Source organism: Belnapia sp. (genome assembly GCF_059504005.1).
Genome location: NZ_JCACHU010000152.1, coordinates 1 through 21,063, shown reverse-complemented (window position 1 = coordinate 21,063; position 21,063 = coordinate 1). Strand labels below are relative to the sequence as shown.

Here is a 21,063-nt window from a genome sequence, read left to right as displayed (position 1 = left end):
TTGCGCCGGACCAGGGAGGAGGATCAGGATCACCCTGCGCCCGCCCTCAGTTAGAGAATGTATTACCGCTGGCGGACTGAGTTTGGCGGCCTGAAGCTCGACCAAGTGCGGCGACTGAAGGAGTTGGAGCGGGAGAACGCGCGGCTTCGGGAGGCGGTGTCGGACCTGACGCTCGAGAAGGTCATCCTGAAGGAAGCCGCTGCGGGAAAGTGGTGAGCCCCGCGCGGCGGCGGGCCTTCGTTGAGCATGTGGTGCGCGAACTCGGCGTATCGAAGCGCAAGGCCTGCGCGGTGCTGGGGCAGCACAGATCGACGCAGCGAAAAGCGCCGCGGGCGGCGGATGAGGCCGCGCTGACGGCCGACATCGTCGAGTTGGCCAAGCGCTATGGGCGCTACGGGTATCGGGAGATCACGGCGCTGCTGCGGGATGCGGGCTGGGCAGTGAACCGCAAGCGGGTCGAGCGGATCTGGCGACGCGAGGGGCTGAAGGTGCCGCAGCGGCAGCCCAAGAGGGGCAGGCTGTGGCTGAACGACGGCTCCTGCGTGCGGCTGCGGCCGAAGGGGCCTCGGCACGTCTGATGGGATGGACGGTCCCCGCTTCCTCGCACTGGCTGTGGCAAGCTGGCTGGCAGTGCATCGAAGCTGAGGAGAGGCGGCCATGCAGGTAGCGACGATCGGTCTCGACGTCGCCAAGCACGTGTTTCAGGTCCATGGGGCGGATGCGACCGGCAAGCCCGTGCTGAAACAGCGGGTCCGGCGCGGGCAGGTGCTGGAGGTGTTCCGGGCGCTGCCCTCCTGCCTTGTCGGCATCGAGGCCTGCGCGACGGCACACCATTGGGCACGCGAACTGCAGGCGTTGGGTCACCAGGTCCGGCTCGTTCCGCCAAGCTACGTCAAGGCCTATGTAAAGCGAAGCAAGAACGATGCCGCTGACGCCGAAGCGATCTGCGAGGCGGTGATGCGCCCCACCGTGCGGTTTATGCCGGTCAAGGCGCGCGAGCAGCAGGCGGTACTGATGCTGCATCGCGCCCGTAGTTTGGTGATTGCGCAGCGCCGCTCCCTCGGCAACGCCATCCGAGCCCATCTCGCCGAGTTCGGCGTTGTCGGCCCGTAAGGCCGCGCCGGGCTGCGGCGTCTCGTCGAGGGTGCGCTCGATCCCGTCACGGCGGAGCTGCCCGACTTGGCACGGGAGGTCATCCGCGAACTCGGACTGCAGCTGGTCGAAGCCGAGGCGCGCGAGGCAGCGATGGGGGCCAAGCTCCTGGCCTGGCATCGCGCCAATGATATCAGCCGACGGCTGGCTACCATCCCGGGCATCGGTCCGATCACGGCGTCTGCCATTGCCGCGACCGCATCTGACCCGGCGCAGTTCACCTCCGGCCGACACTTCGCGGTCTGGATCGGCCTTGTGCCCCGCCAGCACTCGACAGGCGGCAAAGAGCGGCTCGGCCCCATCAGCAAGCGAGGCGACGTCTACCTGCGCCGACTGTTGGTGACGGGCTCGCAGGCTGTCCTGCGCTGGATGCGGGCACGACCGGCCAATCGGACGCCGTGGCTGACGCAGATGCTGGAGCGGCGGACCTGGAATGTAGTCGCAATGGCATTGGCGAACAAAACGGCCAGGATCGCCTGGGCGGTGATGGTCCGCGGCGAGACCTACCGGAAGAGCTTCGTGGCACCGGCCTGAACGGCCGGGCTGCGGGGGCGGTGAACTTGCGAGAGTGATCAGGGAGGATGGCGAAGACGGTCGACGCGACCAGGATTGGAGCAGCCCGGTACGCCCACCGCTCCTCGGGAGCGCACGTCTGTATGGGACCCAATCCGCGGAACCCATCCAGGCTCGCCCCCGCGAGGGGGCAACAGGAGGCCGAAGACATGACCGCAAGCGCGCCGCCAAGCCAAACACCCAGATCATGCTTGCAAGGCGCGGACCGTCCAGACATGGGCCTACGACTTTGTCGAGGATCGCACCCGAGACGGCCGTAAGTTCCGCATGCTCTGCGTGGTCGACGAGTTCACCCGCGAGGCGTTGGCGATCCGGGTGGCACGGAAGCTCTCCTCCGCGGACGTCATCGACACTTTAGCCGACCTGTTCATCGCCCGCGGCGCGTCGGGACATATCCGCTCGGACCAGGGGCCGGAGTTTGTCGCCGAGACGGTGGAGGCCTGTATCGCCGGCGCCAGGACGGCCTACATCGAGAAGGCCAGCCCGTGGGAGAATGGCGACGTCGGGTCCTCAACGGCAAGCTGCGCGACGAGCTGCTGAACGGCGAGGTGTTCAATACGCTTCGGGAAGCTCAGGTGCTGCTCAAGCAATGGCGACGTCACTACAACGAGGAGCGGCCACACTCCTCCCTCGGCTACAGGCCGCCCGCCCCAGAGACCATGGTGAGGCAGGGCCAGGTAGCAGCTCAGGAAGCGCGGTTCCGGCTCAGGAGGCGCTGCGCAAATCGCCGGACGGGCTATCCACTCAAATCCAGCCCGGACCGCCTCGTGAGGGCTGATCACGTCCACACTCGTCGCTTGGATGTCATCCGCGCTCAATCCGCCAATACGAAATACACCGCGCTCCGCCGCAAGTTCGGGACGTTTGGCATGCGCTAGGTTATGTTGTTGGAGATCAGCATTGCCAACCGCCCGCTACTGGAATGCGCCTATTTGTGTTTCAAGAGTGGCGCACAATGTTCCGAGCTATGTAGGGTATTGTGATGGGTGAAAACCCGCTGCCTAGCCATGCGGCGCCGCTATTCGGCCTTGTGCTCGCGCTGGGTGAGGCGCCCGGACTTCAGCCCTGGCGATCGCGTTCGCGTGGCTACTTGGTCGACGATTGGGCATTACCGGGTGCCGCTTCACCTCCAGGCAAGACTGCCTTGGTCGAGGTGTCGGTCGAACCGACAATGATCAATAACGAAGAAGAGGCCTACGGCCGAAATGCTGTTAAGCGTTGCTATTACTATCGCATAGCGATCCCGCTGGCGAAGCTCTAGCCAAGTTATGCCGGGTCGGCTCATGACAGCTTACGGATTGAGATGTTCGAAGATTGGTTGGAAAGGACATGAGGATGGATAACCACGGCCAACATCACGCCTCGACCGATGAGACGGGTCGGCATGGCTATTTCGAGGTCATGGAGACCGCCGTGCGAGAGCTGCTGCTCGAACGTGGGTTGATCGGTTCCGGTGAGCTCCGCCGTCAGATCGAAGTGCTTGACTCCCGAACGCCAGCACTTGGTGCCAGCGTGATTGCTCGCGCCTGAACTGATCCAGCCTTCCACGTGCGCCTGCTCGCCGACGGGCATGCCGCCTGCGAGGAACTCGGCATCAGCTTCTACGACGACACGCGTCTGATCGTGCTCGAGAACACCGACGGGATCCATAATCTAATCGTTTGCACGCTCTGTTCCTGCTACCCCGCCTGGTGCTGAGCTTGCCGCCCGATTGTTATAAGCTAAAGCGCTACCGGGCATGCGCAGTGGCCGAGCCGCGGAGCAACTTGTCCCAAGGAGGCGCCGTATTATGAACCAGCCGGAGGATCTGCTGCGACGTCTGCCCAACGATATCGGTGGCCTTCCTGCCGCACCGATCCAGCGGGTCGAGCACGAGCTCGAGCTTGAGCCTTGGGAGAAGCGCTGTCATGCGCTCGCCGACGTCCTCGACTTCAAGCAGATCACCAATAATGAGGAGAAGCGTCGCGGCGTCGAGGCGCTCGGCGCCGAAATGGTGGCGGGCTTGATCTACTACGAGCGATGGATGGCTGCCTTCGCCAATATCCTCTTTGATAAAGGCGTTCTAACGCACGGAGAGCTGGCGCGGAAGATGGCGGAGATCGAGACCCGGTGGCAGACCGACGCGGCGGAGGGCGAGGCTGCGGCCACGCCGCTAGGCCCATGACGCCGCAGGGGCTGATCAAGCTGCGGAGTGCGCACGGCCTGGCGGATACGATGGAGCGGGTGGTCGCCGCGGCGAGTGCCCGCCGCATGGTGGTATTCGCCCGGGTTGACCACGCAGCCGCGGCTGCAGGGGCCGGCATCGCGCTCCCGCCGACCGTTGTTGTCCTCATCGGCAATCCGCGGGCTGGCACGCCGTTGATGCAGGAGGTGCGAACGATCGCCATCGATCTCCCGCTCAAGGTGTTGGTCTGGCAGGACGATGGTGGTGATATTTGGCTTGCTTACGACGAGCCGCGCTGGCTCGCAGCGCGCCACGGCATCGGCAGTGACGCAGAGCCCTTGCTCACCCAGATGACGGAAGCAATGGCAGCGGTCGCCCACGAGGCGACGGCGGTACAGATCGGTAATGGCAAGGCGCCTTGAGGGCGGCACGAGGCGGACCGGCGGACCAACTCATGGGCAGCTGCCCTATCGGTTTCCTTGAGGGCCACACCCTACGACCAGGCAGTGAGGCTAGGCTTCGGCAGACCGTGCCGGTATCGGGTGCGTGGGACTGCCGCGGGCAGGACGAGGGGCACAATGCGGTTCGGAGAATGCAGTGCGAGGCCGCCACCAGCCTCCCCGTCTTGGTGATCTGATGGACCGGCCAGGGCACCATGGCCGTGCGGTCGACCCAGGGAAGCCGCCTTAAGCCTGTCGCGGACGGTGGATTCGACCGATGCGACAAAAGGACGCCCGGACCGAAAGACCAAATGCGCCGCGTTGCGCGAGGACATGGGGAGCCAATTTAGCGCAGCGAGGAAGTAACCATGGAACAGGTATCGAGGCGCACGATCATGGCTGCCGGAGCGGCTGTTGGAGCGGCGGCCACCGTGTCCGCGCGGGCCGAAGGCCGCTTTGGCAATCCAGACCTCCCGCCTCAGGGCGCGATCAACTCCAACCCGCAAAGCCAGACCGACCCTGGCCCGCAAAATCCGGACCTGGCCGGGAACTTCCCTTCCTTCATCGACCCGCCGCCCACGGATGTGGGCGAGATGCCGATGGTCTGGAACTCCTTCAACATCGCGCCGCGGCGGCAGCAGAATGGCGGCTGGGCGCGGCAAGTCACGCAGTCCGACTTCCACATCTCCACCACCATCTCCGGCGTCAACATGCGCCTGGCGGCAGGCGGCATCAGAGAGATGCACTGGCACCAACAAGCGGAGTGGGCGGTCATGACCAGGGGCGCCTGTCGCGTGACGGTGCTGGATCTGGAAGGACGGTCATCCGTGCAGGACGTGAAAGCGGGCGACCTCTGGTACTTTCCCGCCGGCTTCCCGCATTCGCTGCAGGGGCTCGGTCCGGACGGGGCGGAGTTCGTGCTTGCCTTCGACAGTGGCGAGCAGTCCGAATACAACACGCTGCTCGTGACAGATTGGGTGGCCCATACGCCGCCCGAGGTGCTGGCCAAGAATTTTGGCCTGCCCGTCGAGGGGTTCGGGCGTATCCCGCTCCACCAACGCTGGATCTTCCAGGGCGAGGTTCCCGGCCCGCTCGCCGCGGACCAAGCCGCCGCCAGGGGACCGAATGGTGAGCCGCCCCTGCCCTTCACCTTCGCGCTGTCCAGCATGCCCCCAACCAAAGAGACCGCGGGCGGCAAGGTACAGATCGCGGACAGCCGCAACTTCAAGGTGTCGCAGACCATTGCGGCCGCCCTCGTCACGGTCAAGCCGGGCGGGATGCGCGAGATGCATTGGCATCCGAACGCGGACGAATGGCAGTACTACCTGCAGGGCGCTGGCCGGATGACGGTGTTCAACGTCGGACCTGCCGCACAGACCACAGACTTTCGCGCCGGCGACGTCGGCTACGTCAAGAAGAACCTTGGGCACTATGTGGAAAACACTGGAACCTCAGACCTGATGTTCATGGAGATCTTCAGGGCGGACCGCTATGAGGAGTTCTCACTGGCGCAGTGGCTGGCCTGCACGCCGCCGGCCATGGTTGCGGCCACGCTCAATCTCGACCCGAAATTCGTGGAGCAATTTACGAAGGTGAGGAACGTCGTTGCGCCTGCGTGATGGCTTGACGCTGTGTCGCCTCAGCTTTCCGGGAGGCCGGGTGGGGCACGCGGTAGAGCCATGCCGTTGCGGCATGGTGCCGCCCCGGGCTACGCCACTGCAGCGGCGCTGTCGCCTGACGTCCCGAGCCGTGCTGCGACTATCATGGGAGGGCCTGCGCAGGCAGCGGCCCTCGCGCCTGCCGGCGGAAAGGGAGGCGTCATGCACCGCAGACGGTTCCTGCGCACGGCTTGCGCCGGCGCCTTCCCGCCTGCCGTCGCCGTGGACGTTATGGCCGGAGCGCTCCAGCGCCTGACCGAGCCCGGCAGGGGCGACAACCGAGCCAGCTACATGCCCGACGGGCAGAGCCTGCTGTTCGCATCCACGCGTGCCGGCAGCTCGCAGATCTGGACTATACAGCCTGATGGCACGGAGGCGCGCCGGCTTCACCTGAGTTTGGCCAATGATTACGGGCGTGTGGCGCCCAGTCCCGATGGCAGGCTCCTTTCCTTTAGCTCCGACCGCAATGGTGAGAACGCGGTTTACGTGTTGCACCCAGAGAGCGGCGCCGTGACCTGCATCTCAGACGCGGCCCATTGGAGCTTCGGACCCTGCTGGTCGCAGCACGGCCTGATTGCCTTCTTCTCCCGCAAGGGCGGCAACCGGCTCAACATCTGGAGCGTGCGTCCGGACGGCCAGGATGCCCGCCAGCTTACGGATCGGCTGGGCGAAAGCCGTCAGCCCTGGTGGTCGCCGGATGGCACGAGGCTCGCATTCTCGACCGATGGCGGTACCGGCGCCTTCCGGATCTGGCTTGCGGGGGCGGACGGCTCGGGCGCGCAGGAGGTGACGACCGGCGGTGGCGACTGGCAGCAGCCGTTCTGGAGCCCGGATGGGCGGCGGATCGCGGTATCGGCGAGGCCGGAGGGGGAGCGGCGCTTCCGGATCCTCATTGCCGACCTGGATGGCCACGCCCGCGCGATCCGCCAACCCGTGGACGTCCATAACGTGCATCCGGCCTGGTCGCCGGACGGGCGCAGCATCGTGTTCACGTCAGGCGAGGGGCGGGCCGGCGCGCTGTGGCGCTTCGACTTCGCCTGATTCCCGCGGCTGGGCGGGACGAGCCTGCCTGCGTCGGACCATCCTCGCATGCATGCTCCTCGGCAGTGCCATACTCCGTTTCGGCTGGGCCTTGAGCATCGCCCGCGCGGCGCGGAGTTCCGTCAAACCGGTCCTCGCGGCGTACCGGCTGCAGACCGGCGCCAGGAAGCGCCGCACGTCCCGCTGGCGGCCTTGTAGGACCCGAAGGCGAGCAAGGCTCAAGGAGGCGCGCAACTCCCATGCCAAGGCGCCCTGCCGGCGGGCAAGATCACGGGCCTTTGCGAAGGCCCTCTCTGCCCGTCTCGTTCTCAGGCGCTCCACGCCCAGCAGCGCCAGTTCACCCTTCATCCGATGGAGTTCGGCGGCGTACCAGAACTCACCGCTGCGCTCCGACCATCTGAGCGCCTGCTCGATCACGGTGCCGGCTTCACGAAGCCTGCCGAGGCCGAGCAGGCCTTCCGCGAGCGTGCCCAGGAACTCCGGGTGGCACGCCGTCCACCCGGCCTTCCTGCGGGCTTCCAGAGCGGCACGCAATACATCCGAACCGGCCGCGTAGTCGCCCCGCCTGACGAGCAGCTGGCCCTTGAGGCACAAGCCCAGAAGCCGCGAGAACAGCAGGCCCTCACCCACGCCCGGCTCGACCAGCAGCGTCAGCGCTCGCTCCGCTCGAGCGAGGTCGCCAGTCGCCACCGCGATCGGGCAGACGGCGATGGCCAAGGAGAACTGCACGAGCAACTCCTGTCCGGAGGCATCCGCCTCGTTCAGGCTCGCCTCCGCCATGGCGGAAGCGCGATCCGGGAAGCCCTGGAGCCAGAGTACCCGTGCTAGGATGACTCGGCAGGACAGGTGCTGCACCTGGTAGAACCACCGTGGGTACTGCTCCTCGGCCGGCGCGACATGGTGCCTGAGAACCCGTTCCAGGCGGCGCCGGGCTTCGTCCTGGCCGCCGGTGTAGTGCAGCGTGGTCCCGAGGAGCCGTTCGCCGACGCCGATATCGGCCGGGCTGCCCCGGCGGTGGGCGAGCTGTGCGAAGCGTTCGGCGGAGGACCGCGCCGCCCGCTGCCGGCCGGAATGGCTGTATGAGTTCCACAGGGCCCACAGGCACAGCAACTCGCCCTGCGCGTCCTCCAGGCCACGGGCGAGCTCGAGCGCCTGGGCGAGGGCGGCCTCGATCCGCTCCGGACGCTCCGCCGCGTAGACGAGTACGACGCCGAGCGCGATCAGCAGCTGCATCCTGAGGCGCGCCTCCGGAACGGAGCCGGGGCCGCCGCCGTCCAATGCCTGCGAGACGCGCTTGTCGCACTCCGTCGTCAGCGACAAGTAGATCCAGACGGGGACATAGGCGGCGGTGATTGCCACGGCGGCCTCGCGGTCGCCGCCGGGAGAGCTGGCCCAGTCGAGCGCAGCCCGGACATTGTCGAGCTCCCGTCCATACAGGGCCATGCGCTGGTTCCGGGTCAGCCCCTGCTGCCCCGATGCGGTCGGTGAGAGGAAGGCGCGGAAGAACGCCGCGTGGCGCTGCTTGACCGCGGCCGCGTCGCCGCTCGCCGCGAGCGTCTCGAGCGCATAGGCCCGCGTCGTCTCGAGAAGGCGCCAGCGGGGGGCGGCGCCGGCATCCTCGAGGATCACCAGGGATCTTTCGACCAGGGACGCCAGCGTCTCCGCCACGGCCGCGGCCCGGGCCTCGCCCGCGACGGCTGCCGCCGCCTCGAGGGTGAAGCCGCCGCGGAAAACCCCGAGCGTCCGGAACAATCGGCGCTCGGCGTCGGGCAGGAGGTCATGGCTCCAGTCCAGCGTGGCGCGCAGCGTCTGGTGGCGCCGCGGCCTGGTCCGCCGACCGCCCGCGGTAAGGCCGAGGCGGTCTGGAAGCTGGGTGAGCACCGCGTGCGGCCCGAGCTCGGCCGCCTGCGCCGCTGCCAGCTCGATGGCGAGTGGGATGCCGTCCAGGCGGCGGCAGATCGCGGCGATGGCGGCGAGTTCGCTGGCACCAGGCAGTATCCCGGGACGGCGCCCGGCTAGCCTGGCCAGGAACAGCTCCACGGCGCCGTACCGGATCAGCGCATCCGCTGCGGTCGTAGCCTCCGCCGGTACCCGCAGCGGCGGCACGTGGAACACGTGCTCGCCTGCGATCCGCAGCACCTCACGGCTGGTCGCCAGGACGGCCGCGTGCGGACAGAGGCCCGCGACGGCCTCCGCCAACCGGGCCGCCGCATCGACGACGTGCTCGCAATTGTCCAGCACGAGCAAGGCCCGCCGCGGTCCGATCGCGCGGGCCACCGAGACGGCCGAATGTCCTCCCTCTCCAGGGTCCTTCAGCCCCATCGCGCGCGCCGCCGACGAGGGCACGAGGCCAGGGTCGGACAAGGAGGCGAGCTCGACGAACCAGCAGTCGCGCTGCGCCGCCGCGGCCAATCCGCGCACGGCCTCCACCGTCAGGCTGGTCTTCCCGATGCCGCCGGGCCCCGTCAGCGTGACGATGCGGCAGGTGGAAGCGAGTTCACGGACCTGTCGCACCGCCTCCAAACGGCCGACTAGGCCGTCGCCACGCCGCGCCAGGTTGGTGGACGGCGACGCGGCGGCGGCGCTGCCAGCGGAGGCCGCAAGGCCTGCCGCCTGGAGCCTCCAACGGCCGAGGAGGCGGTATCCCTGGCCCGAGACGGTCTGCAGCAGGGCGCGACGCGAGCCGAGGGCTCGGCGGAGCCCGGACAGGTGCACGTCGAGCGTATTCGGCTCGACAGACAGGCCCGGCCAGCCGCGTTCCTTTAGCCGGGCGCGGGTGACGGTCTCGCCCGCGGCCTCGACCAGCGCTTCCAGGATGCCGAAGACGCGGTCGCCCGTGGGGATGGGAACCCCACGCGAGCGGAGTTCACGCCGCGCGAGGTCGATCTCCAGCTCCTCGAAAACGTATACGTCTCTGCCCCTCCCCGAGAGGTCCATCGCCCGCACCCCGCCCCGCCGGAGCTTGGTCCGGTATCCCGGCATGCACAAATTGCCTCGGGGATTTGCCGCATGCCCCGGAGCCGGTAGGCGATCAAGCCACAGCCTGCAGGCCCACGGGCCGACCTCCGCGCGGCGCCGCAAGGCTGGTGCGCTTCCGAAAGACGGAGGCATCCGCATGCCCCAGGGTTCGTCCCATAGCTTGTGCCTCGGCCGATGACGCTGCGCAGGCCGTGGTCAGACCCGTCAGGGGAGGAGGATGCGGATGCAGGAGCGCGAGCGATGCCGCACGGCCGGGTCGGGCTTTGGCGAGGCGCTGCTCGCTGGCTGGGGGTCTCCGGCCGCCCGCCTGGACGCATCCGAGGCAGCGGCCGGATGCGCTCGGTGACGTGGGCGGATCGCGGCGCCGCAGGGTCGATCGCGCCCGTGGATGCGGCCCGCCATGCGTAGCCTCGCAGGCCTGGGCATGGGGACGCGCCTGCTTGCCGCGGCGGTCGTGATCGGCACCGCGGTGGGCGGCACGGGCTTGGCCTTTGCCTATACGTCAGGCTGGCTGAGTCCCGGGCGGCTCACGCCCGACCGCATGGTGGACGCCCTCAGCGAACGTGGCGGCGACCCGCTCGGGCATCGGCGGAACCATGCCAAGGGGATCTGCTTCACCGGCCGCCTCGAGGCGAACGGTGCCGGCCAGCGCCTCTCCACGGCGCCGATGTTCGCGGCCGGCCGATACCCGGTGGTCGGGCGCTTCGCCATCGCCACCGGCAACCCGGCCGCGCCGGACGCCACCGGCCGCGTCCGCAGCATGGCCATCCGCGTGCTGGCACCGGACGGCCAGGAGTGGCGGAGCGGCATGAACAGCTCGCCGGTCTTCGCCGTATCAACCCCGCGCGCCTTCTACGACATGACCCTGGCCACGGATCTCGATCCGCTGACCGGGCGGCCCGATCCCGCAGCGCTGCCGCATTTCCTCGCAACGCATCCGGAGGCCTCGGCCTTCCTCAACTGGGCCCGCACCGCGCCCTGGACCGGCAGCTACGCCGACCAGGACTACAACGCCCTGAACGCCTTCCTCCTCGTCGCCGCCGATGGAACCCGCCGCGCCGCGCGGTGGTCCATGCGCGCCACCCTGCCACCTGAGCCCTTGGCGCAGGCGGACCTGGCCCGCCTCGGCCCCGACTTTCTCGAAGCGGACCTGGTGCGGCGCCTGGGCGAGGGCGAGGGCGAGTTGCGCTGGCGCCTCGTCGTCACGCTCGCTACGCCAGGAGACCCGACCGATGACGCCACCCGCGCCTGGCCCGAAGGCCGGGAGCAGGCCGAGGTCGGGACGCTGGTCGTGGAGCGGGCCGAGGCCGAGGCGGCTGGCCCGTGCCGGGACTACAACTACGACCCCCTGGTGCTACCGGCCGGCATCCTGCCCTCCGACGACCCTTTGCTCCCGGCCCGGTCCTCGGCCTATGCGAATTCCTTCGACCGGCGCACCGCGGAGACGCGCCATTATCCGTGGCAGCAGGGTGGAGCCCGGCCATGATCCGCCCGCGGGTTCTGCGATTCACGCCGGCGCAGCGCGCGCTGCACTGGGGCATGGCCGCCGCTGTGCTGGCGATGCTGTTCATCGGCGTCGGCATGGTGTCTACGGTCGCACCGCGATACTGGGTGCTGGTCTCGATCCACAAGCCGCTTGGCATCGCCATTCTGGCACTTGCCGTAGTGCGACTTGGGGTCCGTGCGCGACACGGCGCGCCGCCGCTCCCCCAGGACCTGCCACCCTGGCAACGGCTCGGCGCCGGCGCCTCGCATGTCCTGCTGTACGGGCTGATGCTGGCGATGCCGGTCATCGGCTGGGCGATGCTCTCGGCCGGCGGCTACCCGATCGTCCTCTGGGGCCCTGTTCACCTGCCGCCGATCGCGCCTCACGATGCCAGGCTCCACGCCCTGCTCCATGCGGCCCATGTCTGGCTGGCCTACCTGCTGTTCGCCACGATCCTGCTGCACCTCGCCGCCGCCCTGTTCCACGCGGTGGTGAGGCGTGACGGCGTCCTCGAGGCCATGGCGCCCTGGCCTTCGCCGCGCCCGGCTGCGCCCGTTCGTCCCGCGCCGGCCCTCGTGCTCGGCGCCGACGCAATCCCCAACCACGACGAGAGATGAGGCCCAGGATGACCATGCTGGATTGGCGGACCTACCACGGCCAGGTTCTCGCCGGGGTCGGCGAGATCGGCCGTATCAGCCCCGACATCGTCCAGGGCTACCAGACGCTTGGAGGAGCCGCCGGCAAGACGGCGCTGCTCGGCGCGAAGGTGAACGAGCTGATCGCGTTGGCCGTGGCCGTGACCGTACGCTGCGACGGCTGCATCGCCGTCCACACCGCCGCCGCCGCGAAGGCCGGCGCGACGCAGGAGGAGATCGCCGAGGCCCTCGGGACGGCCGCCGCTGTGAACGCCGGCGCCGCTCTGGTCTATTCCACGCGCGTCCTCGACGCCCACAAGGCCTTGACCGGCTAGCCGCGACCCGTCCATTGCAATGCGATACCGGGTGGGTACCGGCGGATAAAAGACCTCCACGGTCCTGGTGAGCCCACCGGGCAAGTGCTTATCCGACGGAGGCGATAGGGCCCGTGTCGCCTCCCAACCCCTCGCACCCTGCTGACCGCGTGGCGCAGCAGGCTGGGGCGGCCTTCTCCGACCGGACGAATCCCGCTGCAGCCCAAGAGGTCGCCCTCTGGTTCCCAAGCATTCGGACTGCTCGCGATGTTGCGTTCGCGGCAAAGCGCTGCTGGCGGCAGATGACTGCGAAACTTGTCTCAGAAATCCAGTAAAGCCCCCAAACGACGTTTTGGAGGGACGGAGCGGTTGCTGGAACAGGTGATCGTGTTCGGGCCATTCGAACTGTATCCGGTCAGGCGGCGCCTGCTTGAGGGCGGCAGGCCGCTTCGGGTCGGCGGCCGTGCGTTCGACATCCTGGTTGCATTGGCAGAACGTCCTGGTGAGGTCGTCGGCAAGGACGAGCTGACCGCCCGCGTCTGGCCCGGCATCGCCGTTGAGGAGGCCAACCTGCGCGCGCAGGTCGCGGCACTCCGCAAGGCGCTGGGCGATGGCCAGCCGGGCCGCCGCTTCGTGACCAACATTCCCGGCCGCGGCTACAGCCTGGTGGCGCCGGTCACCCGCGGGCGGTGGCCGGACACCGAGCCCGCCGGGCCGCGGCTGCGCGCAATGACCCACGATCTGCCCGTCCGGCCGGCGCGAGTGATCGGTCGTAGGGACGACGTCAATGGCGTTGCGACGGAACTGCGGCGCCGCCGCCTTGTGACGGTGGTCGGGCCCGGTGGGATCGGCAAGACGACGGTCGCCCTCGCCGTCGCCGATGCGGTGGCGTCGTCCTACCCTGACGGCATCGCCTTCCTCGACCTCGCCCCGATCAACGATCCCTCGCTGGTCCCTGGCGCGCTCGCCTCCGCGCTCGGCATCGCGGGCCGCGGCGGCGATGCTGGCTTGGCACTGGCGTCCTTCCTGCGGGACAAGGCGCTGCTGGTCGTGCTCGACGGCTGCGAGCATGTCATCGAGGCCACGGCGACCCTGGCCGAGGCGCTGCTCGCGGCCGGGCCGGGCCTGGGCGTCCTGGCAACGAGCACCGAGCCGCTGCGTGCGGCGGGTGAATGGGTCCGGCGCCTGCCACCGCTCGGCATCCCGCCCGCAGCGCCGCCCGGCATGCTCACGGCAGCGGAGGCCCTCCGCTTTCCGGCCGTGCAGCTCTTTGTCGAGCGCGTGGCTGCGGCCCTTGGCGGCTTCGACCTCCGTGATGCAGACGCGCCGGCTGTGGCGGAGATCTGTCGCAGCCTGGACGGGATGGCGCTCGCCATCGAGCTCGCCGCAGGCCGCGCCGACGCATTCTCCCCGCGCGAGCTGGCGGGCCTCCTCGACGACCGCTTCCGCGTACTGACGCGCGGCCGCCGCACGGCGCTCCCGCGGCACCGCACTCTGCGGGCGACTCTCGATTGGAGCCACGGGCTCCTCACCCCACCCGAGCGGACGGTGCTGCGCCGGCTGTCGGTCTTCAACGGCGCCTTCGGCCTGGCCGCGGCGGCAGAGGTAGCCCAGGGCGACGAGATCGCAGGGCCCGAGGTGGATGAGCTGCTGGCGTCGCTGGTCGAGAAGTCGCTGGTGGTCGTAAGGGGCGGCGATGCCGAGGCGATGTACGGCCTCCTCGACACGACCCGCGCCTTCGCCTGGGAGAAGCTTGCACAGGCCGGCGAGGCGGAGGCGCTGGCGCGCCGCCACGCCGAGCACGTCCGACGCCTGTTCGAACGCGCCGAGGCGGAGTGGGAGACGCGGCCGACGGCCGAATGGGTCGGCGCCTACGCCCCGCAGCTCGGCAACCTGCGCTCGGCGCTGGACTGGGCCTTCTCACCGGGCGGGGACACCGCCGTCGGCGTCGCGCTTACGGCGGCGGCCGTGCCGCTGTGGTGCCAGCTCTCCCTGATGGATGAGGGCCTGAGGCGCGTCGAGCGGGCGCTGGCGGCCTTCGAAGCCGGCCCCGACCGGGACGAGCGCCGCCGGACACGCCTGCATGCCGCGCTCGGTTGGCTGCAAATGTACGCAACCGCGCGGCTGGACGGCAGCGCGGAGGCGTGGAGGACTGCGCTTGGCCTCGCCGAGCGGCTCGGCGACACGGATTACCAGCTGCGTGCAGTCTGGGCGCTTTGGGCGGACCGGCAGAACCACGGGGAGTTCCGTGCCTCCCTGGCGCTCGCGCGCCGGTTCTGTGCGCTTGCCGCCGCCGCGCCGGAGCCGGCCGACCGGCTCGTCGGCGAGCGAATGACCGCGGCGGCGCTTCACTTCCTGGGCGACCAGTCTGGGGCACGCGAACATGTCGAGCGGATGCTGGAGCGCTACGTCGCCCCAGCCCGCCGCTCGCATGTCGTGCGCTTCCAGTTCGACCAGCGGGTGACGGCGCGGATCACGCTGGCTCGTGTCCTCTGGGTGCAAGGCTTCGCGGACCGGGCAATGCAGGAGGTTGAAAGCAATATCGCGGACGCGCTGGCCGGCGGCCATGGCCTGACGCTATGCAACGCGCTCGCGCAGGCGGCGTGCCCCGTCGCCCTGCTGGCGGGCGACCTCGCCGCGGCCGAGCGTTTCCTGGCGATCCTGCGCGGCTACACGACAGAGCCCGCCCTCGACGTCTGGCGTGCCTATGCCGACTGCTTCGAAGGAGAGCTGCTGGTCCGGCGCGGCGATTCCGAGGGCGGGCTACGGCTCCTCCGGCCTGCGGTGGAGACGCTACAACGCGTGGACTTCGTGCAATACCTGACACCCTTCGTGGCGGCGCTCGCTCAGGGCATCGCAGCGAGGGGCGGACTGGAGAACGCGCTGGCCGCCCTGGAGGGGATGCTCGCCCGTTGCGGGCGGACCGGCGAACGCTGGTACCTGGCGGAGCTGCTGCGCCTTCGGGGCGAGCTGCGTGCGGCGCGGCCGGGTCCGGGCTTCTCCGCCGAGGGTGAAGTGGACTTGCAGGAGGCGCTGAGCATCGCACGCGAGCAGGGTGCGGTGTCGTGGGAGCTGCGCGCTTCCACAAGCCTTGCGGAGCTGTGGCGCCGCCAGGGCCGCGGCCACGAGGCGCGTCACCTCCTCGCACAGGTCTATGGGCGCTTCACCGAGGGCTTCGGAACGGCGGACCTGCTCCACGCCACAGCCATGCTAAAGGAACTGGAATAGCGGGAGCGCCGCCGACGGCCCTCGCACCGCGCCTGCATCGCGAGGCGGGCCACAAGGCGCGCATCTGGACAATCCCCGACCCCGTTCCGAAAGACCCTTCGCCGTCGAGATGGTGAGGATGGCCGCGTCCACGACGCACCCGTCCTGCGAATGGAGCGGCCATGACCACTCAGCTGAAGGCGATCCGTCACGATCACGGCCTGGCCGGCGGCTGGGGTTTCTCCGGGGTGACGGTAGAGGCGCTGCTCATACGGGGCGCCGGCACGGACCGCCGCCGCCAGGTCGCCTTGGACGGCGCCCCGGCGCGGCCGGAGTTGCGGTGATGGACGTCGTCCTCCTCTCGCGCGTGCAATTCGCGCTGACGATCGGCTACCACATCTTGTGGCCGACCATCAGCATCGGCACCGCCTCCTTCGTGGCCTGGCTCAGCTTCCGGTGGTGGCGGACCGGCGAGCCCGTCTACCGCGATCTCATGCGGTTCTGGTCCCGCCTCTTCGCCATGGCCTTCGGCATGGGCGTGGTCACCGGCGTCGTCCTGAGCTACGAGGTCGGCACCAATTGGGCGGGCTTCGCCAGGACCACCAGCAACGTCCTCGGCCCGCTCTTCATGTACGAGGCGCTGACCGCCTTCTTCCTCGAGGCCGGCTTCATCGGCATAGTCCTCTTCGGCGAGGGGCGGGTCAGCCGCGGGGGGCATCTCTTCGCCTGCTGCATGGTTGCAGGCGGGACGCTGCTCAGCGCCTGCCTGATCCTCGCCACCAATTCATGGATGCAGACGCCGGCCGGGGCGGCGCGCGATGCCGATGGCATCTTCCATGTCGTGGACTGGGCTGCCGTGATCTTCAGCCCATCCTACCCCTACCGCGTCTTGCACATGGTCTGCGCCAGCTTTCTCACGAGCGCTTTCGTCATCGCCGGCGTATCGGCCTTTCACCTCCGGCAGGGGCACTACCCGCAGGCCGCGCGCCGGGCATTCTCGATGGCGATGTGGGCGGCGCTGCTGCTCGCCCCCACCCAGGCGGTGCTCGGGGACCAGCACGGGCTGAACACGCGGGAGTACCAGCCCGTGAAGCTCGCGGCGATGGAAGGCCTTTGGCATACCGGCCGCGGTGTCCCGGCGACGTTATTCGCCTGGCCGGACATGGAAACCGAGAGCAATCGCTGGGCCGTGGAGATCCCACGCCTTGGGAGCCTCTACCTGACGCACTCATGGGATGGGGAAGTCATAGGGCTTACATCCGTGCCGAGGGAAGAGCGACCCTACGTCCCCATCGTGTTCTTCGCCTTCCGCATCATGGTTGGGATCGGCCTGATCCTGATCGGCACGGCAGTTGCCGGCGCGGTGCTGCGGTGGCGCGGGCGGTTGTTCGACGCCTGGCGCTTCCACCTGTTCGTCATGCTTGTGGCACCACTCGGCTTCATCGCGGTGCTTGCGGGCTGGACGGTCACGGAGACAGGCCGGCAACCCTATGTCGTCTATGGGTTGCTGCGGACGGCGGATGCGGTCGCGCCTGTCGCCGCCAGCGCCGTGAGCCTGACGCTCGGGCTATTCGCTCTGTTATACGCGGCGCTGATGCTGACGTTTCTCTGGTTCGCGGCCCGCCTCGTGCGCCGCGGCCCGCAGTCCACCCCTGCCGATGCCGCACGGGCCCAGGCGCGTCCTGGCCCGGCGCAGGCCGTCACGGCGCATGCGGTGGCGTACCGGGCAGGGCAGGCAATCGATCTTGGCGCAGCGGAGTGACGGTGATGGACGATCCACTGCTGTTCGCGGCGATCGCCGCCTTCGCCGTCGCCGTCTACGTGATGGCGGACGGGTTCGACCTCGGCGTCGGCATCCTGTTCCTCGCCGCGCCGCGCGACGCCGACCGCGACGTGATGATGGAGAGCATCGAGCCTGTGTGGGACGGGAACGAGACCTGGCTCGTGATGGGTGGGACCCTCCTTTTCGCCGCCTTCCCGGCCGCCTACTACATCCTTCTGCCGGCCTGCTACCTGCCCGTCATTGTGATGCTCATAGCCCTGGTGCTGCGCGGCGTGGCCTTTGCCTTCCGAGCGAACGCGGACCGTTCCGGATGGATCTGGGACGTGGTTTTCGCCGGCGGATCGCTGCTTGCGACCTTCGCACAGGGCCTGATTCTCGGTGCCCTGGTCGGCGGCGTGCCGGTGAGGGATGGCATGTTCGCAGGAGGCCCGCTCGACTTCCTGAGCGTGCTGGGCTTCCTGTGTGGGATTGGCCTGGTCGGCGGCTACGCCCTGCTGGGAGCGGGCTGGCTGGTCTGGAAGACCACAGGCCCCACACAGCTCTTTGCACGGGAAATCGGCCACGCTGCGCTGATTCTCACCGCGGCCATGATGGCGGTCGTGAGCGCCTGGACCGCGATCGCAGACCCGGCCGTGGCAGCGCGGTGGTTCGGCTGGCCGAATATCGCCTGGCTCGTGCCGGTGCCGGTGGTGACGGCCTTGGTCGTGGCAGCGCTATGGCGCAGCCTTCAGGGTGGGCGCGACGCCATGCCGTTTGTGCTTGCGATCCTCCTGTTCCTGTTGGGCTTCGGCGGCCTCATCGTCAGCCTCTGGCCCTATGTCGTGCCGCGGTCGGTGACGATCTGGGACGGTGCGTCTGACCCGCAAAGCCTCCGGTTCGTCGCGGTCGGGCTGCTCGTGGTGTTGCCGATCGTCCTCGCCTACCAGGCGCACGCCTATTGGGTGTTCCGCGGCAAGGTCACGGCGTCCCACGCTGGGTACTGAGCGATGCGCGAGGCTGCCGGCCTTTGCTGGTGCTTCCCTGGCCACGATGAGGACGACGCTGCAGGAAGCGGAGGAGTTCGCCGTCGCCTCCTTCCCGTCCAGAGCACTCTCGCCGGCCCCGGGCCGGCTGCATGCGCCCGAGGAGGTTGCGCCGTGGTCCCGATCTTGGCGGCCTGAGCACGTCGATCGCGCTCCACGCTGCGGAGCCGCCCGGGAAAGAGCCTTGGAGGCTGACCAGCCTGCACCGCCATCTGACCTGTAGGGCGGTACGGGGCCCCCGCACATCCAGCCCTGGCGCGCCAAGCCGGCGCGGCCGGATGCCCCAGGCCGCGTTCGGGCCGGTTCCTCCAGCTGCCTTCATCGACGCAATCCGAGGTGCGGTTTCGGAAGAACACTTCCATCCGTGTCCTCAGGATCGGTCCGCGATTTGGACAAGCCTCCGGTCGATCCCACCAATTGTCCGGTCCAGAAGAGGAGGAGATGGACGATGTCGAGGCGGCGAGACGAGCCAGACCGGCCAGGAAGCGACCATCGCCGCAACTTTCTGAGGACGCTCGCAGTCGCTGGCGGATTGGCTTCGGCCGGAACCGTGGCCCAGGCGGGTACCGCCGAGCGCGCCACCCTCCCTGGCACGAAGGAGGACGCGGCCGACCGGGTCAAGCCGCGCTACCAGGCCGACGCCGCCGATGTGCAGGCCTTCTATGGCACCAACCGGTACTGAGGGCCGCAGCCCATGCTCATCAAGCGCGGCCATACTGCTCCTGCAGGCGGGCGCCTCGCTGCAGCCCGTGAGGCGCTGCCGCACGGGCGCGTCGATCGACGGACCTTTCTGCGGGACGCGGGACTCGGCAGCGCCGGCTTGGCTGCGCTTGGCGCCCTTGGCGCGAGCCGGTTGCGTCCGGCCGAGGCCGGGCCCGTCGATCACGCGAAGCCGGTGCAGCGGGTGAAGAGTGTCTGCACCCATTGCTCGGTCGGCTGCAGCGTCATCGCCGAGGTGCAGGACGACGTCTGGCTCGGCCAGGAACCGGCCTGGGACAGCCCGATCAACCGCGGCAGCCATTGTGCCAAGGGAGCGTCGGTACGCGAGCTGGTGCATACCGATCGCCGGCTGAAATACCCGATGAAGCTGGCGGACGGGGAATGGCAGCGCTTGTCCTGGGACCAGGCGATCGAGGAGATCGGGGCGAAGCTGCTCGAGATCCGCGAGCGCAGCACGCCGGAGGCGGTGTTCTGGCTGGGCTCGGCCAAGTTCACCAACGAGGCGGCCTACCTGTTCCGCAAGTTCGGCGCCTTCTGGGGGACCAACAACACCGACCACCAGGCGCGCATCTGCCACTCCACCACCGTCGCGGGCGTGGCGAATACCTGGGGCTACGGCGCGCAGACCAACAGCTACAACGACATCCGCAACGCCAAGACCATGATCATCATGGGCGGCAACCCGGCGGAGTCGCACCCGATTGCTGTGCAGCACCTGCTCGCGGGGCGGGAGCTGAACCGGTCGCACCTCTTCGTCGTCGACCCACGCTTCACCCGCACGGCGGCGCATGCGACGGAGTATGTGCGCATCCGGCCGGGGACGGATATCCCGGTCATCTGGGGCATGCTCTGGCACATCTTCAAGAATGGCTGGGAGGACCGCGAGTTCATCCGCCAGCGCGCCTACGGCATGGACGAGATCCGCGCCGAAGTCGCCAAATGGCCGCCCGCGGAAGTGCAGCGGGTCGCCGGGCTGGAGGAGGAGCAGGTCCGCCGGGTGGCACGGATGTTCGCAACCGAGAAACCCGCCACGCTGATCTGGGCCATGGGGGCGACGCAGAAGACGGTCGGCACGGCCAATGTGCGGGCCTATTCCATCCTCTGCCTCGCTACCGGCAATGTCGGCGCACCCGGTACGGGCGCGAACATCTTCCGCGGCCACACCAATGTGCAGGGCGCGACCGATTGCGGCCTCGACGGCACCACGCTGCCCTTCTACTACGGCCTGGACGAGAGCGCCTGGCGCCATTGGTGCCGCGTCTGGGATGTAGACTACGACTGGATGCAGTCCCGCTTCGTCAGTAAGGCGATGATGCAAACGCCCGGCATCACCAGCACGCGCTGGTTCGACGCTGTGGTCCTGCCGCGCGACCAGGTGGAGCAGCCCTCGACCGTCAAGGCCATGATCGTGATGGGGCATGGCGGCAATACGGTCACCCGGATGCCCGAGATGCTGAAGGGGCTGGAGACGCTGGACCTGCTGGTGGTCGCAGACCCGCACCCGACTACCTTCTCGATGATTGGCGGCCGGAAGGACGGCACCTACCTCCTGCCCGCCTGCATCAGCTTCGAGATGGTCGGCTCCCGCACGGCCTCCAACCGCTCGCTGCAATGGGGCGAGAAGATTGTCGAGCCGTCCTTCGAGAGCAAGGACGACTACGAGGTGATGTACCTGCTGGCACGGCGCCTCGGCTTCGCCGATCAGCTGTTCAAGCATATCGCGGTGAAGGGCACCAAGCCCGACGGCGCCGACATCCTCCGCGAGATCAACCGCGGCGCCTGGAGCACCGGCTACACCGGCCAGTCGCCGGAGCGGCTGCGCCACCACATGGAGAACCAGCAGTATTTCGACGTGACGACGCTGCGCGGGCAGCCCGGCACGCCGGTCG

Annotated in this window: 17 protein-coding genes and 3 pseudogenes; 19 read left to right on the top strand and 1 reads right to left on the bottom strand. The window is 68.8% G+C overall.

Translation table 11 applies throughout. From position 1 onward, the window contains the following. Positions 1-60 precede the first annotated feature (60 nt). The 10 genes and pseudogenes from AC5JJ1_RS22480 to AC5JJ1_RS22435 form a co-directional block, all read left to right on the top strand. Positions 61-575, top strand: a pseudogene (locus tag AC5JJ1_RS22480) (IS3 family transposase); the annotation flags it as partial. 82 nt (positions 576-657) lie between these two features. After that, positions 658-1,686 (top strand): annotated as a pseudogene (locus tag AC5JJ1_RS22475) (IS110 family RNA-guided transposase). 240 nt (positions 1,687-1,926) lie between these two features. After that, a pseudogene (locus tag AC5JJ1_RS22470) lies at positions 1,927-2,390 on the top strand (integrase core domain-containing protein); the annotation flags it as partial. 317 nt (positions 2,391-2,707) lie between these two features. Next, positions 2,708-2,986 (top strand): hypothetical protein, encoded by a 279-nt coding sequence (locus AC5JJ1_RS22465; protein WP_495787341.1) that lies wholly within the window; start codon positions 2,708-2,710, stop codon positions 2,984-2,986. Between the two features lie 74 nt (positions 2,987-3,060). Further along, positions 3,061-3,255: a hypothetical protein gene (locus AC5JJ1_RS22460; protein WP_495787340.1), complete on the top strand. Its 195-nt coding sequence runs from the start codon at positions 3,061-3,063 to the stop codon at positions 3,253-3,255. An 18-nt stretch (positions 3,256-3,273) separates the two neighbouring features. Further along, positions 3,274-3,423, top strand: coding sequence for a nitrile hydratase subunit alpha (locus AC5JJ1_RS22455; RefSeq protein WP_495787339.1), 150 nt, complete (start codon positions 3,274-3,276; stop codon positions 3,421-3,423). A gap of 91 nt (positions 3,424-3,514) precedes the next feature. Then, on the top strand, positions 3,515-3,889 hold the full coding sequence (locus AC5JJ1_RS22450) for a hypothetical protein (protein WP_495787338.1): 375 nt from the start codon (positions 3,515-3,517) through the stop codon (positions 3,887-3,889). Beyond that, positions 3,886-4,311, top strand: a complete 426-nt coding sequence (locus AC5JJ1_RS22445; RefSeq protein ID WP_495787337.1) for a DUF302 domain-containing protein — start codon at positions 3,886-3,888, stop codon at positions 4,309-4,311. The genes AC5JJ1_RS22450 and AC5JJ1_RS22445 overlap by 4 nt, the downstream gene beginning before the upstream one ends. 386 nt (positions 4,312-4,697) lie before the next feature. Continuing rightward, the gene (locus AC5JJ1_RS22440; protein WP_495787336.1) at positions 4,698-5,948 is read left to right on the top strand and encodes a cupin domain-containing protein; all 1,251 of its coding nucleotides are present in this window, start codon (positions 4,698-4,700) and stop codon (positions 5,946-5,948) included. A gap of 201 nt (positions 5,949-6,149) precedes the next feature. Then, positions 6,150-7,028, top strand: a complete 879-nt coding sequence (locus AC5JJ1_RS22435) for a hypothetical protein (RefSeq protein WP_495787335.1) — start codon at positions 6,150-6,152, stop codon at positions 7,026-7,028. Here the strand turns inward: AC5JJ1_RS22435 and AC5JJ1_RS22430 are convergent. Then, complete coding sequence (locus AC5JJ1_RS22430; protein ID WP_495787334.1) at positions 6,981-9,965, bottom strand: ATP-binding protein; 2,985 nt, start codon at positions 9,963-9,965, stop codon at positions 6,981-6,983. The two genes, AC5JJ1_RS22435 and AC5JJ1_RS22430, sit on opposite strands and share 48 nt — an antisense overlap. A 442-nt stretch (positions 9,966-10,407) precedes the next feature. Here AC5JJ1_RS22430 and AC5JJ1_RS22425 point away from each other — a divergent pair, with 442 nt between their 5' ends. The 9 genes from AC5JJ1_RS22425 to AC5JJ1_RS22385 form a co-directional block, all read left to right on the top strand. Continuing rightward, a complete protein-coding gene (locus tag AC5JJ1_RS22425; RefSeq protein ID WP_495787333.1) occupies positions 10,408-11,493 on the top strand; it encodes a catalase family peroxidase in 1,086 nt (361 codons plus the stop codon). Further along, positions 11,490-12,110: a cytochrome b gene (locus tag AC5JJ1_RS22420; RefSeq protein ID WP_495787332.1), complete on the top strand. Its 621-nt coding sequence runs from the start codon at positions 11,490-11,492 to the stop codon at positions 12,108-12,110. The genes AC5JJ1_RS22425 and AC5JJ1_RS22420 overlap by 4 nt, the downstream gene beginning before the upstream one ends. 14 nt (positions 12,111-12,124) lie before the next feature. Then, on the top strand, positions 12,125-12,463 hold the full coding sequence (locus AC5JJ1_RS22415) for a carboxymuconolactone decarboxylase family protein (RefSeq protein WP_495787343.1): 339 nt from the start codon (positions 12,125-12,127) through the stop codon (positions 12,461-12,463). A 360-nt stretch (positions 12,464-12,823) separates the two neighbouring features. Next, positions 12,824-15,670: an ATP-binding protein gene (locus AC5JJ1_RS22410; RefSeq protein WP_495787342.1), complete on the top strand. Its 2,847-nt coding sequence runs from the start codon at positions 12,824-12,826 to the stop codon at positions 15,668-15,670. A gap of 161 nt (positions 15,671-15,831) precedes the next feature. Next, positions 15,832-15,993, top strand: a complete 162-nt coding sequence (locus AC5JJ1_RS22405) for a hypothetical protein (protein WP_495787331.1) — start codon at positions 15,832-15,834, stop codon at positions 15,991-15,993. Further along, positions 15,993-17,411: a cytochrome ubiquinol oxidase subunit I gene (locus tag AC5JJ1_RS22400; RefSeq protein ID WP_495787330.1), complete on the top strand. Its 1,419-nt coding sequence runs from the start codon at positions 15,993-15,995 to the stop codon at positions 17,409-17,411. The genes AC5JJ1_RS22405 and AC5JJ1_RS22400 overlap by 1 nt, the downstream gene beginning before the upstream one ends. A 5-nt stretch (positions 17,412-17,416) precedes the next feature. Continuing rightward, the gene (gene cydB / locus AC5JJ1_RS22395) at positions 17,417-18,415 is read left to right on the top strand and encodes a cytochrome d ubiquinol oxidase subunit II (protein ID WP_495787329.1); all 999 of its coding nucleotides are present in this window, start codon (positions 17,417-17,419) and stop codon (positions 18,413-18,415) included. A 589-nt stretch (positions 18,416-19,004) separates the two neighbouring features. After that, positions 19,005-19,136, top strand: coding sequence for a hypothetical protein (locus AC5JJ1_RS22390; protein WP_495787328.1), 132 nt, complete (start codon positions 19,005-19,007; stop codon positions 19,134-19,136). Between the two features lie 138 nt (positions 19,137-19,274). Then, positions 19,275-21,063: molybdopterin-dependent oxidoreductase (locus AC5JJ1_RS22385; protein WP_495787327.1), on the top strand; the 1,789-nt coding region annotated here is incomplete at its 3' end.